Source organism: Rhizobium sp. 32-5/1, from assembly GCF_029537235.1.
GTDB lineage: Bacteria > Pseudomonadota > Alphaproteobacteria > Rhizobiales > Rhizobiaceae > Pararhizobium.
Window position 1 is genome coordinate 807480 of sequence record NZ_CP120638.1, and the last position, 15346, is coordinate 822825.

Genomic DNA, 15346 nt, shown 5'->3' on the forward strand with positions numbered 1-15346 from the left:
TGGGGAGCCGAGCAATTCCGTCGAGGGCGGCAGAATCGCTGCGATGATTCTTCGCCTGCTTCAGAATCAGCAACGAAGAATCATGTCGCCTGCTGTCACATCTGAAACGCATCGCTCCGGTCACTTGCGGAGCCTCATTCACGCGCGCGCTTCGCCGGCGCGAGCGTGGTTGTCGTTCGACAGGCCGGTTGCCTCATGCTCAGAAGCAAAAATACCGACATCGTCACCGTATTTTCTGTCTTCAGGGTCCCAAGCACAACCCGTCGCCCCAACCTCGACCCTGTCCTTGTGCAATTCGGCAGAGTCATGAGTGTCGATCTGCTGGTAGACTGGAAGGGTTGCCGTGTTTCCGTCGTTCGGAAGGGACGACGCCATCAACCGATGCTCCGATGCGGGCCGATGTGTTGACCTCGGGCTTTTCCTAACGATCATCTGCCCGATGGCCGTTCGACGCTGACAATCGGTCGGAAACCAGAGCCGGACCGGTTGCATCGACTTTCTCCGCCCCATGGAATGTCGCCTTGGGCATCCAGGGACGTTCCCCTCCAGTAGAAGCGATAGTGCCCGGCATTGCGGATCGCGACTCTTCGACTATTGGCGAGCATCGGGATTCTCGCGAATTCAGAGGGTGCAAGCTGAAACGAACGCGCTTGCGTGTTGTGCCTCCGTGCTGTCCCAGTCGCTCTTATGGCGTCGTGGTTTGCGACGCGCCGCCCGTGCCCGTTTCCGGGGTGGGATCGCGATCCGCAGGCGCCGTCTGCTGGGTTTCACCGGCGGTCGGGCTGTTGTCGATCACGGACTGGTCTTCGGGCGCGGCCGATCTGCTGTTATCCGTGCTCGGCTGCGTCACTTCGGTGGCAGGATCGTTATCGACCGATTCCCCGAAGATTTCGGCCGCACCCCAGGCGATCATTGCCAGGAACAGGCCACCGATGAGGACATAAAGAACGGGGCGCCCGAGCAGGCCCTGCCGCGCCTCGACGGCGCTCGCCTCGACCTTGCGATTGGTGTCTTGCGAACGCACGGTGTCGCCGCGCTCGTCGATATGGGTCGCCATAATGTTCTCCTTCGATTGCCTATGCACATCAACGGCCCGACACCGTGTAAGTTCCGTTGCCATGCACTGGGTGAACGACCGCCGATCAAATTGAAGAAAAGACCACGGGCAGCCAAGCGCTAGAGGCTCCCGCCATCCTTGAAATATCCGGGGTACTGGACCTGTTGCGGATCGGGCTGGGTGGGCTTTGGATTTTCGCACCCGTCGGTATCGCGTGCCGTTATCCCGGCACCACCCCCAGCACCTCCAGCGGAGCCTTCACGGCGCGGCTGAACAAACGCCTCCGGCTGCTTTTCTCCCGCAACCGGATTCGCCTGCCTGTTTCCGAAAATCTCCGCCGAAAGCGATGTCATGAGATCTCTGATCCTGGCCATGTCCTTCTCCTTCTGCATGAAACGGACGGGGATCGACAAGGTTCCGGCAATCGCCTGCCGCCGGATCGCGCCTATTGCCGGGTCGGGGCCGGCGGGACGTATTCCCAATGCTCGCGCGCATAATCGGTGGCGGCGCGCTCGGCACTGTCCTTGTCCTCATAACGCTGGTCGAGGACATGACTGTTGCCATTGAACTCCAGCAAAACAGTCTTGCTCAGAAAATCATATTGAATGCGCAGATGCTCCGCAGCGTGCATGGTAATCCTCCCGGTTTCGTGGCGAGCGGATAACGCGGCGGAAGGGGAAAGGTTCCGGAAGGTCTATAAGGATTCTATCTGTCGGCGCACGGAAGCAATGCGCTGCCACAGCGTGCAACAATGGCTACCGTGAACGGTTCAGAAAAAGCTTGGGCTATAAGGAGACTGGGAAAATGGCGGAGAAGATGGGATTCGAACCCACGATACCCTTCCGGGTATACTCCCTTAGCAGGGGAGCGCCTTCGACCACTCGGCCACCTCTCCGTTAGCGCCTGACTAAGGTCCAATAACCCGCATTGCAAGGCTTTTTGGGCGGGCGGTGAAAAAAGCGGGGTTTTGCCGTGTGTGCCGCCGTCAAGGCGCGGGCGCTGCCGGTCTTTGGCGGAGCGAGGCGCGATTTATCATCCGAAGTCAGATCAGCGTGTGGTGAATGCCGGGCCGTTTGCCCGGCATTCGTCGTCTCGATCGTCAGGTCTTCTTCGCCAGACGGTCGATGGCGTTGAGCGTCGATGCGCCGAAATCGCCGTCGATCGGACCGGAGTAATAGCCACGATCCTTGAGCAGCGCCTGCAGCTGCTTGCGGAACTCCGGGGTGAAGTTGTTCGGGGACGACTTCATCTCCTGGAACTTCGCGGGATCACCGCCCTCGACGCTGGCCGCCGCCCAGCGGGCCGCCTCGCGCGCGTCCGATTTGGTGCCGAGGCCGTAGTCATAGAGACGGCTCAGATTGCCCATGGCATAGGCGCTGCCGGCGTTCGCCGCCATCTCATACCAAGCACGCGCTTGTGCATAGTCCTGCGGCACGCCGTTGCCGACATCGTAGAACCAGCCGAGAAGCGCCATGGAATAGGAATCGCCGACATTGGCGGCCTTTTCATACCACTTCTTCGCCTCGGCATAATCCTGCGCGGTGCCGAGGCCGTTCTGGTAGGCCCAGCCCAGCGACGACATGGCGTTGGCGTCGCCCGCCTCCGCCGCCTTCTGGTACCAGGAGAGCGACAGGAACAGGTCCTTCGGCAGGCCGAGGCCTTCGCGATAGAACCAGCCGATCGTCGCCTGGGCATTGGCATAGCCCTGATCGGCCGACATCTGGTACCAGCGCACGGCCTCGTTATAGTCCTTCGGCACGCCGCCATAACCTTCGCGGTAAAGCCAGCCGAGCGAGGCCTGCGCATAGGAATTGCCGGCATTGGCGGCCTGCAGGAACATCTGCCGGCCCTTCTCGACATCCAGCGCCCCATCGGTGCCGTAGATCGAGAACCATGCGAGGTTGGTCAGCGCATACATATTGCCGCCATCGGCAGCCTTTTGGTAGTTGCTGCGCGCTTCCGGATAGTTGCGACCCGCATCCTGAGCCCGGCCGAGCATGTTGACCAGCATCATGTCATCAGGGTTTTCATTGACCGCCTGGGCGCAGGCCGTCAGCGCCCGGTTGGAATCGAGTTTCAGGAAATTGACGCCGAGAAAGCCCGGCATCGACTGCGGTTCGCCAGCCAGCAGATAACAATCGCGCGAGGCCTGCGTATCCTTGCCCGTCTCCGAGATGTTCAACCCGCGCTGCGGGGCGAGTGCTGCAATCTGCGTCTCCGCTTCGGCCTTGTGCTTGCTATCAGGATAACGTTCGAGGAAGCGGGTGAGCGCCGCGGCATCGGTGGATTGCTTCAGCGCATCCCAGGCGATTTCGTCCGGCTCGACATTGGAGGTCTCCGCCGCTTCGGTCAAAAGCTTCAGCTTCTTTTCAGCCAGCATCTTGTAGACGGGATCCTGGCCGTGCTTGGCGAGGAAGACGTCGATCAGGTCCTTGTCGGCGAGATCGCGGATGTTCTGCCAGTCGGCAGCGGCTTCCGACTGGCCGTTGGGGGACACTTCCTGCTTGGTGTCACCCGTCGTCGTGACGTTGATGTTGACTTCCTTGATGTTGAGGAAGATCTGCGCGCCGCCGAGCGAGCCGTAGACGAAGGGCTCCTGTCCGCGATTGGTCTCGTTGACCACCTCGTCGCGCACCTTGCCGAGCGCAATGCGCACGTCGACGCCCGGTTCTGTCAGATATTTCGAAAGCGCCGTGGCAAACGGGCTGTTCTTGCCCTCGCCATCCAGCGCCACCGTGCCGGCCTTGGAGGCGAAAGCCACCAAAAGGTCAGCCGATTCGGGCTCGACACGGGCAAGGCCGCGAGTGACGGCGCGCGTCGAAATCGAACGTGTCATTGATTGTTCGAACGGATTGTTGCGGCAGGCATCGAGGATGACGAGCTTCAGCTTCGTCGCGCCTTCGAGCGAGCGCTGGATGCGGTCGAGCGGAATGGCCTCGTCCTCGACATCCTTGTCGGTCTTCAGGTTGACATCGACGGGCAGCAGGTAGTTCTGCCCGTTCATTTCCATGCCATGGCCGGAATAATAGATGATCGCCACATCGGCGCCTGTGGCATTGTCTTCAAAGTCGCGCAAAGCCCTCACCATGGTGGCACGATCAACATCATGGATCGTGGTGACGGAATCAAAACCCGCATCTTCGAACGACGCCTTCATCAGATCGACGTCGTTGGCGGGGTTGTTGAGCTGCGATGTCGCCTGATAGGCGGAATTGCCGATCAGCAGCGCGACCCGCTTTGCAGCCTCGGCATGGCCCGCCTGAACCAGGGCCATCGAAACAACCAATAGAAACAACGGTAGCCACCGCTGTGAACGACCATTTATCATGTTTCTCCCTCCGCAATCCGAACCGACATCCCGCGACCCCATGCGCAGGCGCCCGGTCGGCACATGTTTTTTGAGCGAATGGAAGGGCCGCGCCGACGACAGGCGCGCTCTACCACTCTTAGCCTGAAACTATTACGTATGGTGCCTATGCTTTCAATGTCCGCCTTTCCTCTTTTTTAATCAAGCGTCCGCTTGAGAAATGAAGACACAAGGCCAGTGCAAGGCTGGCGGGGCAATGATTTCGCACGCTGCGTCGAATACGGTCGGGGAAATCCCTGCCCGAACAGGCGATTGCGCTGCAGAACCGCGTTCCAAGAGCCATCCTTTTCCGGAGCTTCCCATGTCAATGCTGATGCACGTTGCTGACGCAAAGCCGGGTCAACTGACCACGACCTACAAGCATTATTATATCGAGCGGCCCTGCCGTATCCTGATCATCGGTCAGCACCTGAAGGCGAAGACAAAGTACAATTGCCTGCTACGCCATATATCCATCGGCGGCGCGATGCTGGATTTCAATCCGGTGATCGAGCTGCCGAAGAATTTCTTCCTGGAGGTCGTCGGCTTTCCGGAGGAAACGGGGTGCACGCAGGTCCACCGCCGGGGCACGGAGCTCGGCGTGCGCTTCAACGTCCCGCTTGCTCCGGAATTCGTCAGCCGGCTGATCCGCCAAGCCTTCTCGAGCGCGGCGCTTTAGCCGTCACGGCGGTCCATGGCCATTTTTTGGATCCCGCACGATCCATGTCCTCCTGCGCCTCGTAGCAAGACCAAACAGGGAGCGACGGATGAAAACCTTTTTGATCGCCTATGCCGGAACGTTCACATCTCTTCTGATCGCCGACGCCATCTGGCTCGGCGTCGTCGCCAAGACATTCTACCGCGACCAGCTCGGCGACATGATGCTTCCCTCGCCCAATTTGGCGATTGCCGCGCTGTTCTACGTCTTCTTCGCCGGCGCCGTTGTCCTGCTCGCGGTCCTTCCGGGCCTCAAGGCCGGATCTCTGGGCATTGCGCTTGTCTACGGCGCGGTTCTCGGGCTTGCCGCCTATGGCACTTACGACATCACCAATCTCGCAACGCTCAAGGGCTGGCCGCTGACCATGAGCCTCGTCGATATGGCTTGGGGCACCTTCGTCACCGCATTTTCGGCAAGCTGCGGCTTTCTCGTCGCCAAAAGCCTGGCGGGCTCCGCATCCTGAACGCCGACGCTGCACCCTCAGCGCAGGCCGAGATGGCAAAACTTAAAATTTTAACAAATGCTTTCAATGGATTGCAAGGTTCCTGCGCAAACATGCGAGGAAGACGGAACCCAGGTTGGAGGATGACCTGTACCGTCCCGGAGGAGACCGCGGTCAGGAGCCAAGGTCCCCGGCGGAGAGCAGATAGCCACTGAAGGGTCTACCATGTCGCAGTCGATTTTATCCGTCGTCAAATCCGAAATGTACACGCGCCGTTATGAACATTTCAACATCGGACAGGTCGGCACCTTGATGGCCGTGCGCCCGGCACTGGGCGGAGTAACGACACGGACCTGCAAGATGATCGATATTTCACTGGGTGGCGCAACATTCTCCGTCAACACGACGATCGGCCTGCCGCAGCATTATTATCTCAACATCATCGGCACGAACAAGCGCATCGGCTGCGCCGAAGTCTACCGCAAGGACAACCGGATCGGCGTTCACTTCATCAAGCCGATCAACGAGGAATTCCTGCATGAAATCGTGCGCTACGAATTCTTCACCGGCCAGACGCCGAACAAGCGCGAGGAACGGCGTGCCTGACGAAATGGAATAAACATTGCTCTCCGGCCCGGACAGGGCGAATGGATTTGCTTCCATTCCCGGCAAACCACGCTAGATTGAGCGCTGTTTCCTCCTGTCCAGGTTCACAACACTTCAATGTCGGCATTTTCCCGCTTCACGCCCCTCGTCCAGGCCCTGCCCTCCACCATTCCCTTCGTCGGCCCAGAGGCTATCGAGCGGCAGCGCGGGCGAACGATCGCGGCGCGGATCGGCGCCAATGAAAGCGGCTTCGGCCCGGCGCCGTCCGTGCTTGAGGCGATTGCCCAGGCCGCCGGCCAGACCTGGAAATACAACGATCCGGAAAATCACGATCTGAAACAGACGCTTGCGACGCATCTTGGAGTCTCGCTCGCCAATATCGCCGTCGGCGAAGGCATTGACGGGTTGCTTGGCCAGATTGTGCGCCTCGTCATCGAGCCGGGAATGCCGGTGGTGACGTCGCTGGGCGGCTACCCCACGTTCAATTTTCATGTGGTGGGTCATGGTGGACGGCTGATCACGGTGCCATATGCGGGGGATCAGGAAGATCTCGACGGATTGCTCGATGCGGTGCGCCGCGAGGACGCGCCGCTGGTCTATTTCGCCAATCCGGACAATCCGATGGGAAGCTGGTGGGATGCCGCGCAGGTGATCGATTTTGCCCGCGCATTGCCGCCGACGACGATGCTCATTCTCGACGAGGCCTATTGCGAGACGGGGCCGAAAAACTCCCTGCCCCCGATCGCCGCACTAATCGATACGCCGAATGTCGTGCGCACGCGCACCTTCTCCAAGGCCTATGGTCTCGCCGGCGCGCGCGTCGGCTATGTCGTGGGAACGCCGGGAACGGTGCAGGCCTTCGACAAGATCCGCAATCATTTCGGCATGAACAGGATCGGCACGGCTGCAGCCCTGGCAGCACTGGGCGACCAGGAATATCTGGGCGAGGTCTTGCTCAGGATTTCCGCCAGCCGCGAGCGGATTTCAGCCATTGCCCGCAGTGCAGGTCTTTTCCCCTTCCATCCGCCACGAATTTCGTGGCGATCGACTGTGGTCGGGATGCTGCATACTCAAGAGCGATCGTCGACCGCCTCATTGACGCGCACGGGATTTTCATCCGCATGCCGGGTGTTGCCCCGCTCAACCGCTGCATCCGCATCAGCACCGGCCCGGAGGCGGACATGCTGCTTCTGGAGGAAGCCTTGCCGCAAGTCGTTGCGGCAGTGGGGTAGCTGGTCGGTAGTAGGAAAAATTATCTCATTCCTATTGGCTTACTCAGTGCATGGTCATCCATTCGCGGGCGGCGCGCAGCGCTGCTGCAAGTTCCATCTTGCTCATGACGGCAGCGAGATCGGCGCGGAGCGCTGCGGCCCGGTCGGAGCCCTTGATCGCGGCGATGTTGAGCCATTTATGGGCTGCGATGAGATCGACATCGCAACCACGTCCGGTTGCATACATCAAACCCATTTCACAAAATACGTCTGCGCGGTTTTCGCCACCCATCGTGGCATCCGAAGCATTCTGAATGTCAAAGCGTGCCATTATCCGTGTCCCTGTTTTACCTGGTTGATCTGCGTGTAGTCCCTGTTTTTGCTTGCCTTCTTTGAGGCTCCTTGGGGACCGGCCGTCTTCTGCGGCTTCGGTCCCTCAAGGGGTTCGGCGGGTGTTTTTCCCTGCTCGTCTTATGGATTTGAGTATGCGCCGGGGGTTTCAATACACGCTTAAAACGCATGCTTAATTTGAAACGAACAAAGTTCAAATGATTGGTAAACTTGGGTTTTTGTTAAACATGGCAGCGCTTGGAAATGCTAGCTTTTGGCTCAATCTTTACGAAAAATTCAACTGCCGATTTCAACCAATCACTAACCACGAAAAACGGTCGGCTTTTTCAGACCGGAGAAAATGCCCGGCTCAGAGGGCCGTAGAAGCCGCGGATTTCCGGCAAAAGCAGCGTTAAGGCATATTTACCTTTACGTCCGCGTAAGTTATTTTCCTTTATATCGGGTGGTGAGGAGACTGCCCGCCATCATAATGCGCATCATCAGATGTGAACCCTGGAGGAGGACATATGATCCGGACACTGATTCTAACCGCTGCCATCGCCCTTGCATCGGCAAGTGCCAGCCTGGCAGCAGAACCCATCGTCGGCAACTGGAAGACCGCAAGCGGCGAGACCGCGGCGATCACGCAATGCGGCGGCGGCTACTGCATCACCCTGAAGACCGGAAAACACGCGGGCCGCAAGATCGGCTCCATGAACGGCGGCGGCAACGCCTATAGCGGCGAGATCACCGATCCGGCCAATGACAAGACCTATAGCGGTTCGGCTTCGATCAGCGGTAGTTCGCTGAAAATGAAAGGCTGTGTCCTCAAGGTGCTGTGCAAATCCCAGACCTGGTCGCGCCTGTAAAAGAAAAGCCGCATCGACCCGGCGAAATCCGGGTCGATGCCCGCCTCATTGGGCGTACCCTATGCGCCGAACAGGCTAGGCGGCCAACGCGGCCCGCAATCATCCCCAAATGTTGAAATATTGCCGTGCTTCTGTCCCTCGCCTTTCGCGACGGTCTTGGCCCGTAGGTTTCAAACGCCGCTGTACAAGCCGCATCAGTTCACAAAGATGAACGGGAGATGAACCTCTGTCTCAGCAACAGTTCAGTTTGCATATGGCAAAACGGCACCATCGAATTGAACCCCGACACCGACGGACAGAACCATGGACATTCTCGCACGCCGCCTCACCATCATCAGCCTCCTGATGGTTGTCTTTGCAATGCTTTTGGCAGCGGCCGTCAGCGCCGACACGCAGCGGCGCCACCGCGACAATTTTGCCGGCTCGATGACCGACTGCACCGCCCATACGGCGCAGTTCTGTCAGGCCCGGCTCTGAACGGAAAGCTCGTCTCAAACCGGAAGAAAGAGCCATGTTTGCAACCCTGATCCACTCTGCCACCGTCTCGCTGCGCATCATGGCAATCACCGCCATCCTGATGTCGCCGGTGGCGGCACTCGCCTACAGCAAGGCATCGGATCTGGGCATCAGCAAGCAAGGCGCCGGACTCGTTCTGTTTGTGACCCTTCAGCGCCAGTCGATGATCTGACGTCATCCTGAGAAATACATCTTGCGGCCCTGTCCCGCTTGCGTTCCTATCGCCTGCGAAGGGATACAGATGACAGGCGCCGCAATCCTCATTTATATCGCCGCCGCCGTCTTCGAGATCGGCGGCTGCTTTGCGTTCTGGGCCTGACTCAAGCTCGGCAAGTCCGCTTTGTGGCTGATTCCGGGCATGGGCTGCCTTGCCCTCTTCGCCTGGCTCCTGACGCTGGTAGACACCGCTGCGGCCGGACGTGCGTATGCGGCCTATGGCGGCGTCTACATTGCCGCGTCGCTGGTATGGCTCTGGCTGGTGGAAGGCCTTCGTCCCGACCGCTGGGATATGACGGGTGTTGTCCTTGCGCTGGTCGGTAGCGCCGTCATCCTCGTGGGACCGCGCTGAAGAAGGTTCTAGAGGCCGTTTTGCGGTGGAGCAATTCCGGCCCTCAATCTTGTCGTTTGCTTGTCAATAACAGCATCCTATAATGCCATATGAGCAAACGAGATCTCTTCCTTCTCCGCCCTTTCCATCACCACGCCGGAGGCTTTCGAGCCCCAGTCCTTCGACGATGCGGTCAAGGCCGTCGATGCGCTGGCAGCGCTTTATGAGCGCAACACGACCTTCCTCGTCGATGCCTTCGTCGAACTGGGCAAGACCGGCATGCCGACTTCGCGTTACCGCGCCTGCTATCCGCAGGTCAGCATCGAGACCAGCAGCTACGGCCATATCGATTCGCGCCTGTCCTATGGCTATGTCAGCGCGCCGGGCGTCTATACGACGACAATCACCCGGCCAAAACTTTTCCGGCATTATCTGAAGGAGCAGCTCGGCCATCTGATCCGCAATCACGGCGTCTCGGTGACCGTATCGGAATCGGCGACACCGATCCCGCTGCATTTCGCCTTCGGCGAAGGCGCCTATGTCGAGGCGTCGCTTGCCGAAAACATCGACATGCCCTTGCGCGACCTGTTCGACACGCCAGACCTGACGACCACCGATGACGAGATCGCCAACGGCGCCTATGAGCCCGGCCCCGGCGAGCCCTCGCCGCTTGCGCCGTTCACCGCGCAGCGCATCGACTATTCGCTGGCCCGGCTCAGCCACTACACGGCGACCAGCGCAACACACTTCCAGAACTTCGTTCTGTTCACCAACTACCAGTTCTACATCGACGAATTCTGCATCTGGGCGCGCGAACAGATGGCCGCCGGCGGCAATGGCTATACCGCTTTCGTCGAGCCCGGCAACATCACGACACAGGCTGGATCCGACACGCCGGAAAGCGACCTGACACTGGCCCGCATGCCGCAGATGCCGGCCTACCACCTGAAGAAGAAAGGCCATGGCGGCATCACCGTCGTCAATATCGGCGTCGGGCCGTCCAACGCCAAGACGATCACCGACCATATCGCCGTGCTGCGCCCGCATGCCTGGCTGATGCTGGGGCACTGTGCCGGCCTGCGCAACAGCCAGACGCTCGGCGACTACGTGCTGGCCCACGCCTATGTGCGCGAGGATCACGTGCTCGACGACGACCTGCCCGTCTGGGTGCCGATCCCGGCGCTGGCGGAGGTGCAGGTGGCAATGGAAAACGCCGTTGCCGAAATCACCGGCTATGAGGGTTACGACCTGAAACGGATCATGCGCACGGGAACGGTCGCGACCATCGACAACCGCAACTGGGAACTGCGCGACCAGCGCGGGCCGGTGAAACGGCTGTCGCAATCGCGCGCCATCGCGCTGGACATGGAATCGGCCACGATCGCTGCCAACGGGTTCCGCTTCCGCGTGCCCTATGGCACCCTGCTCTGCGTTTCCGACAAGCCGCTGCATGGGGAACTCAAACTGCCGGGCATGGCAACGGCGTTCTACAAGACGCAGGTCAGCCAGCACCTGCAGATCGGCATCCGGGCCTTGCAGAAGCTCGCCGCCATGCCGCCGGAAAAGCTGCATTCGCGCAAGCTCAGGAGCTTTTTCGAGACGGCATTCCAGTAGAATCGGCAATCAAGGTGCCGGCGCTGTGTCCTTGCCGACCAGAAGCTTCAACTCGCCCGGATGAATGCGGAGGCTGACGTCGCCTTTCAGCGGCACGAGTTCGCCATCGACAACACAATTGATGCCTTTCCGCTTTTTCGGAAAATGCAGCTCGATCTCGGAGGCGCTGGTTTCGGTGATCAGCGCACTTTCGCGGAATTTGCCGCGAATGATGTCAGTGGCGAGCTTGGCCACGCCCGAGGGCTTCAGCGGCGGTGCCGTGTAGAAGCCGAGATGGCCGCCGGTGACATCGTCGGCATACATCAGCGCATTGGCACCGAAATGATTGTTGGACACCGAAAGTGCCGAAATCTCGCGATGCTCGTGCACGCCGTCCACCTGGAAATCGACATCGAACTGTGGCGGGTTGAGGATGACGTTGACGGCTGCACGGGTGCTTGCCCGGATTTTGCCCCAGCGGGAGGCGAAATCATAGCTGTTGCGATAGCGCACCATGCGGGCATGCAGTCCCATCGAAAACTGGTGCACGAAAGCACGGCCATCGACGCTGCCGATATCCGCATTGATAACCTTGCCATCGGCCAGAACCGGCAGCACCTGATAGATGTCGAGCGGTAGTTTCAGCGAGCGCGCAAACAGGTTCATGGTGCCGGCCGGCACGATGCCGAGGGGCATGCCATTCTTCCAGGCAACACCTGCTGCAGCCGAGATCGTGCCGTCGCCGCCGCCTGCGATCATCGCGTCGATATCGTCCCGGCGCGCGGTTTTCTCAAGCGCACCGGCCATTTCGTCGCCGGAGACATTCTCGATCTCTATCTGATGTCCCGCCGCGTGAAAAACCTCTTCCACCTTTGCGGCATAGGCATCCATATCGGTCGTGCGGAAGGTTCCACCGTCGCGATTGAAAATGGCTTTGATCTTCATGAGCTATCCTGATTGACCGCCTTCGGCCGCCGTTCGGCGAAGGCACTGTCTGGCGATTTAGATAGGTCTTATTTTTCGGCGGAACAGGGGCTTGACGAAGGCTTGGCGCACATCATCTTCGTTATCGGAATGCTGGAAGGGATGGCGAGGCATGCGGCGGTTTCAATCGATGGTCTGCGGGCTGTTCTTGCTGTGGGCCGGACCGACAGTTGCGCATGCTGCTGACGGATGGTTGGCTCTGCGCGCACCCGGCACCCATGCGTTGATGCGCCATGCACAAGCGCCCGGAACCGGAGACCCCGACGATTTCCGCCTCGGGGATTGCACGACGCAGCGCAATCTAGACGAGATCGGCCGAACACAGGCGCGTGCGGCGGGGGCAACAATCCGGGCCAACAATGTGCATTTGACCCTTGTCCTCGCCAGCCAATGGTGCCGGGCCATGGAGACAGCCCGGCTTCTGGGCTTCGGTCCCGTTGAGGAGGCGCCGCAGCTCAATTCCTTTTTCGCCGACAGGTCGACACGCGCCAGCCAGACCGAAGCCATTGTCGCGCGGCTCCAATCAGCGCCGCCAACGGAAAAGCTGATGCTCGTTACCCATCAGGTCAACATCACGGCGCTAACAGGCATCGTGCCGCGCTCCGGGGAAATAACGGTGATCTCCGTCAGCGCGGAAGGCATCGTTACGGTCGAGGGCCGGATCGCGGCGCCGGCGCTGCGGTGAACATCGCGGCACGGCACCGCGCAGCCTGTTCCCGAGGGAACTCCCCTTGCCCCTGTCTCTCCGTACAAAGGCATCAAGCGCTGCCCGTCGAACGCCTTCCATGCCGACGGCGCTGCGTTGCCCCTGTGAGCCGGTCGGCCCTGATCCGGTACCGGCCTGGCTCCGGGGCTGTTTTATCCCTTTGAACCGGAGATTTTAATGCCTTCCCTGATTGAAACGCTCGTCGCATCCCGCTCGTTCGGCTTCGTGGCGCGCACCGTGCTGACCTCCATGTTCTGGTTGAGCGGCCTTGCCAAGCTCATCGACTTCAACGGCGGCGTTGCCGAGATGGCCCATTTCGGTCTGCAGCCCGCCGCCCTTTTCAACGTGGCTGTCATCGTCACCCAGATCGGCGGCTCGGCGCTCATCATCGCCAATCGCTGGACGTGGCTGGGTGCCGGCGCGCTTGCCATCTTCACCGCACTCACCATCCCGATCGCCCATACTTTCTGGACGATGCAGGAACCGATGAAGACGCTGGAATTCTACGTCGTGATGGAACACATCACCGTCATCGGCGCGCTGATGGTCGTTGCCTGGAAAAACCGCTCCCGAGCATAGCAGCATTGAACGAAAACAGCGTCCGGCAGGTCCGCCGGGCGCTATCTGCGTTTTTGCTGTTCTCAGGCCTGAAGCACCACCACCCGGCCGCCGGACTCGACGCGGCTGTAGAGATCGATGACGTCGTGGTTCATCATGCGCACACAGCCGCTCGACATGGCAAGGCCGATCGATTGCGGCTGGTTGGTGCCGTGAATGCGGAAATGCGTGTCGTTGCCGCCGCGATAGAGATAGATGGCGCGGGCGCCGAGCGGATTGTTCGGGCCACCCGGCAGGCCGCCGGCATATTTCATGTTCTTGCCGGGATCGCGGCGGATCATGTTCTGCGTCGGGGTCCAGGTCGGCCATTCCGCCTTGCGGCCGATGTAGGCAACACCTGCCAGCGCATAACCGTTGCGGCCGACGCCGACGCCGTAGCGCATGGCGCGACCATTGCCGAGAACGTAATAAAGCCGCCGCGCCGGCGTATCCACGACGATGGTGCCTGCCTTTTCGGTCGTGGTATAGGCCACTTCCTGACGGCGCAGTTCCGGCTTGATCTTCTCGAGCGGCACCGCCTTCAGCGGATAAGGCTCATTGGGAAGGGCTGCATAGTTCGCGCGATGATCGACGCCGGAGGCCGAGCAGCCGGCAAGCAAGGCAGAAAATCCGAGAAGCAGGCCGCGGCGTGAAATCGACATAAATGCGTCCTTGGTGTGATGAAATTGTGAATCACACGCTAGGAATTTATGGTTAATACCGGGTTAATTGCCCGTAGGTATCAGGAGCCACCACGGCGGATTGCTTCACAGCCGCAATAACGGCTTCCAGCTTTCCGGACAGGATTGCGCTGTTAACTATTTATTAAACTTACCGTTCATGCCAGTGGCTATATATATACATCTACAATAAGATAAGCCAATGAAAAGAAATTTCAAATTTTAATAAAGAAACCACAAATGTCAGCCACTGCCATTATTACCGCTTCATATGTGGACGATTACGAGCGATGCAAGTTACTATGCGAAAGTATAGATCGGCATATGAAAGGTGACTGGACACATTTTCTGTTGGTCGCAGATTCCGACGTCCCGCTTTTCCGCTCTCTTGCAACATCTTCCCGGCAAGTCATATCGGAGCGCGACCTTTTACCGAGTTGGCTCTTCGTCTGCCCTGATCCATTTTCCTTCATGCGTCGAAAGCTTTGGCTTAGTCCCTTCTCGATACCATTGCGTGGGTGGCACGTGCAGCAACTCCGGCGCATGGCGCTAGCACGCCATATCAGCGAACCGACAATGCTGACCCTTGATTCGGATGTGGTGCTGATCCGGGATTTCGACCCTGCCGATCTTTGGCAGGACGGCAGGCTGGCGCTCTACAGGCAGGAAAACGCCATCGACGCATCGGCGCGGTCCGACCATCTCAAATGGTTGTCGCACAGCGAGCGCGTGCTCGGCTGCGCTCCAGCGCAACTGCCGGCCACGGACTATATCAGTTCGCTGCTCCCGTGGCGCACCGATACGTGTCTTCAGATGCTGGATCACATCGAGGCGCGCCATGGCCAGCATTGGGTGCGAACCATGATCCGTACCCGCGCTTTCTCGGAATGTATTATCTACGGTCGCTTTGTCGATGACGTGCTTCACGGCGCGGGACATTATGCAATGCCTCATCCGCTTTGCCATTCTCTCTGGTTGGGAGACAGCTATGCCCGCGATCTCGCGGGGCTCGAAAGCTTTGTCGCGGATCTTGCGCCCAACCACGTCTGCCTGCAAATCCAGTCATTCCTGGGCCACAGCATCGCCAACATCCGCGCGGTCACCACAATGGCCTGAGCCGAATGGCTCCTCACCAGGCGATGCA

The 15346-nt window shown here is 59.6% G+C and carries 18 protein-coding genes, 1 tRNA gene and 2 pseudogenes; 12 read left to right on the forward strand and 9 right to left on the reverse strand.

Features of this window, described 5'->3' with window-relative positions; translation table 11 throughout:
• Nucleotides 1–138: 138 nt before the first annotated feature.
• From P6U16_RS04200 to P6U16_RS04225, 6 genes are all read right to left on the reverse strand, one after another.
• Nucleotides 139–375, reverse strand: a complete 237-nt coding sequence (locus P6U16_RS04200) for a hypothetical protein (protein ID WP_277702722.1) — start codon at nucleotides 373–375, stop codon at nucleotides 139–141.
• Nucleotides 376–685: 310 nt separating this feature from the next.
• Nucleotides 686–1057 (reverse strand): hypothetical protein, encoded by a 372-nt coding sequence (locus P6U16_RS04205; protein WP_277702723.1) that lies wholly within the window; start codon nucleotides 1055–1057, stop codon nucleotides 686–688.
• 119 nt (nucleotides 1058–1176) lie between these two features.
• The gene (locus P6U16_RS04210) at nucleotides 1177–1431 is read right to left on the reverse strand and encodes a hypothetical protein (RefSeq protein ID WP_277702724.1); all 255 of its coding nucleotides are present in this window, start codon (nucleotides 1429–1431) and stop codon (nucleotides 1177–1179) included.
• 71 nt (nucleotides 1432–1502) lie between these two features.
• Nucleotides 1503–1688, reverse strand: coding sequence for a hypothetical protein (locus tag P6U16_RS04215; RefSeq protein ID WP_277702725.1), 186 nt, complete (start codon nucleotides 1686–1688; stop codon nucleotides 1503–1505).
• 174 nt (nucleotides 1689–1862) lie between these two features.
• Nucleotides 1863–1952 (reverse strand) — tRNA-Ser (locus tag P6U16_RS04220).
• 204 nt (nucleotides 1953–2156) lie between these two features.
• Complete coding sequence (locus P6U16_RS04225; RefSeq protein WP_277702726.1) at nucleotides 2157–4331, reverse strand: caspase family protein; 2175 nt, start codon at nucleotides 4329–4331, stop codon at nucleotides 2157–2159.
• Between the two features lie 394 nt (nucleotides 4332–4725).
• On the opposite strand from P6U16_RS04225, the gene P6U16_RS04230 reads away from it, so the two are divergent.
• The 4 genes and pseudogenes from P6U16_RS04230 (at nucleotide 4726) to P6U16_RS04245 (ending at nucleotide 7401) form a co-directional block, all read left to right on the forward strand.
• Nucleotides 4726–5082, forward strand: coding sequence for a PilZ domain-containing protein (locus P6U16_RS04230; RefSeq protein WP_277702727.1), 357 nt, complete (start codon nucleotides 4726–4728; stop codon nucleotides 5080–5082).
• 88 nt (nucleotides 5083–5170) lie between these two features.
• Nucleotides 5171–5584: a DUF2177 family protein gene (locus tag P6U16_RS04235; RefSeq protein ID WP_277702728.1), complete on the forward strand. Its 414-nt coding sequence runs from the start codon at nucleotides 5171–5173 to the stop codon at nucleotides 5582–5584.
• A gap of 204 nt (nucleotides 5585–5788) precedes the next feature.
• Entirely contained in the window at nucleotides 5789–6169 is a 381-nt protein-coding gene (locus P6U16_RS04240) for a PilZ domain-containing protein (protein WP_277702729.1), read from the forward strand.
• 117 nt (nucleotides 6170–6286) lie between these two features.
• Nucleotides 6287–7401 (forward strand): annotated as a pseudogene (locus tag P6U16_RS04245) (pyridoxal phosphate-dependent aminotransferase).
• A gap of 43 nt (nucleotides 7402–7444) precedes the next feature.
• On the opposite strand, the gene P6U16_RS04250 reads toward P6U16_RS04245, so the two are convergent.
• Nucleotides 7445–7711: a sel1 repeat family protein gene (locus P6U16_RS04250; protein WP_277702730.1), complete on the reverse strand. Its 267-nt coding sequence runs from the start codon at nucleotides 7709–7711 to the stop codon at nucleotides 7445–7447.
• A gap of 526 nt (nucleotides 7712–8237) precedes the next feature.
• On the opposite strand from P6U16_RS04250, the gene P6U16_RS04255 reads away from it, so the two are divergent.
• The 5 genes and pseudogenes from P6U16_RS04255 (at nucleotide 8238) to P6U16_RS04275 (ending at nucleotide 11256) form a co-directional block, all read left to right on the forward strand.
• Nucleotides 8238–8579, forward strand: a complete 342-nt coding sequence (locus tag P6U16_RS04255) for a DUF2147 domain-containing protein (RefSeq protein WP_277702731.1) — start codon at nucleotides 8238–8240, stop codon at nucleotides 8577–8579.
• 303 nt (nucleotides 8580–8882) lie between these two features.
• Nucleotides 8883–9056, forward strand: a complete 174-nt coding sequence (locus P6U16_RS04260) for a hypothetical protein (RefSeq protein ID WP_277702732.1) — start codon at nucleotides 8883–8885, stop codon at nucleotides 9054–9056.
• Nucleotides 9057–9090: 34 nt separating this feature from the next.
• Nucleotides 9091–9267 (forward strand): hypothetical protein, encoded by a 177-nt coding sequence (locus P6U16_RS04265; protein ID WP_277702733.1) that lies wholly within the window; start codon nucleotides 9091–9093, stop codon nucleotides 9265–9267.
• Nucleotides 9268–9336: 69 nt separating this feature from the next.
• Nucleotides 9337–9663, forward strand: a pseudogene (locus P6U16_RS04270) (YnfA family protein).
• Between the two features lie 102 nt (nucleotides 9664–9765).
• Nucleotides 9766–11256, forward strand: a complete 1491-nt coding sequence (locus P6U16_RS04275) for an AMP nucleosidase (protein ID WP_277704000.1) — start codon at nucleotides 9766–9768, stop codon at nucleotides 11254–11256.
• Between the two features lie 9 nt (nucleotides 11257–11265).
• On the opposite strand, the gene P6U16_RS04280 is transcribed toward P6U16_RS04275, so the two are convergent.
• Complete coding sequence (locus tag P6U16_RS04280) at nucleotides 11266–12180, reverse strand: diacylglycerol kinase family protein (protein WP_277702734.1); 915 nt, start codon at nucleotides 12178–12180, stop codon at nucleotides 11266–11268.
• Between the two features lie 151 nt (nucleotides 12181–12331).
• Between P6U16_RS04280 and P6U16_RS04285 the strand changes: the two genes are divergently transcribed.
• Together P6U16_RS04285 and P6U16_RS04290 are read left to right on the forward strand one after the other, a co-directional pair.
• Entirely contained in the window at nucleotides 12332–12904 is a 573-nt protein-coding gene (locus tag P6U16_RS04285) for a histidine phosphatase family protein (RefSeq protein WP_277702735.1), read from the forward strand.
• A gap of 198 nt (nucleotides 12905–13102) precedes the next feature.
• On the forward strand, nucleotides 13103–13504 hold the full coding sequence (locus P6U16_RS04290; RefSeq protein ID WP_277702736.1) for a DoxX family protein: 402 nt from the start codon (nucleotides 13103–13105) through the stop codon (nucleotides 13502–13504).
• Between the two features lie 62 nt (nucleotides 13505–13566).
• Here P6U16_RS04290 and P6U16_RS04295 read toward each other — a convergent pair whose 3' ends face one another.
• Nucleotides 13567–14184: a L,D-transpeptidase gene (locus tag P6U16_RS04295; protein WP_277702737.1), complete on the reverse strand. Its 618-nt coding sequence runs from the start codon at nucleotides 14182–14184 to the stop codon at nucleotides 13567–13569.
• A gap of 342 nt (nucleotides 14185–14526) precedes the next feature.
• Here P6U16_RS04295 and P6U16_RS04300 point away from each other — a divergent pair, with 342 nt between their 5' ends.
• Nucleotides 14527–15318, forward strand: coding sequence for a DUF6492 family protein (locus tag P6U16_RS04300; protein WP_277702738.1), 792 nt, complete (start codon nucleotides 14527–14529; stop codon nucleotides 15316–15318).
• Nucleotides 15319–15346 lie beyond the last annotated feature (28 nt).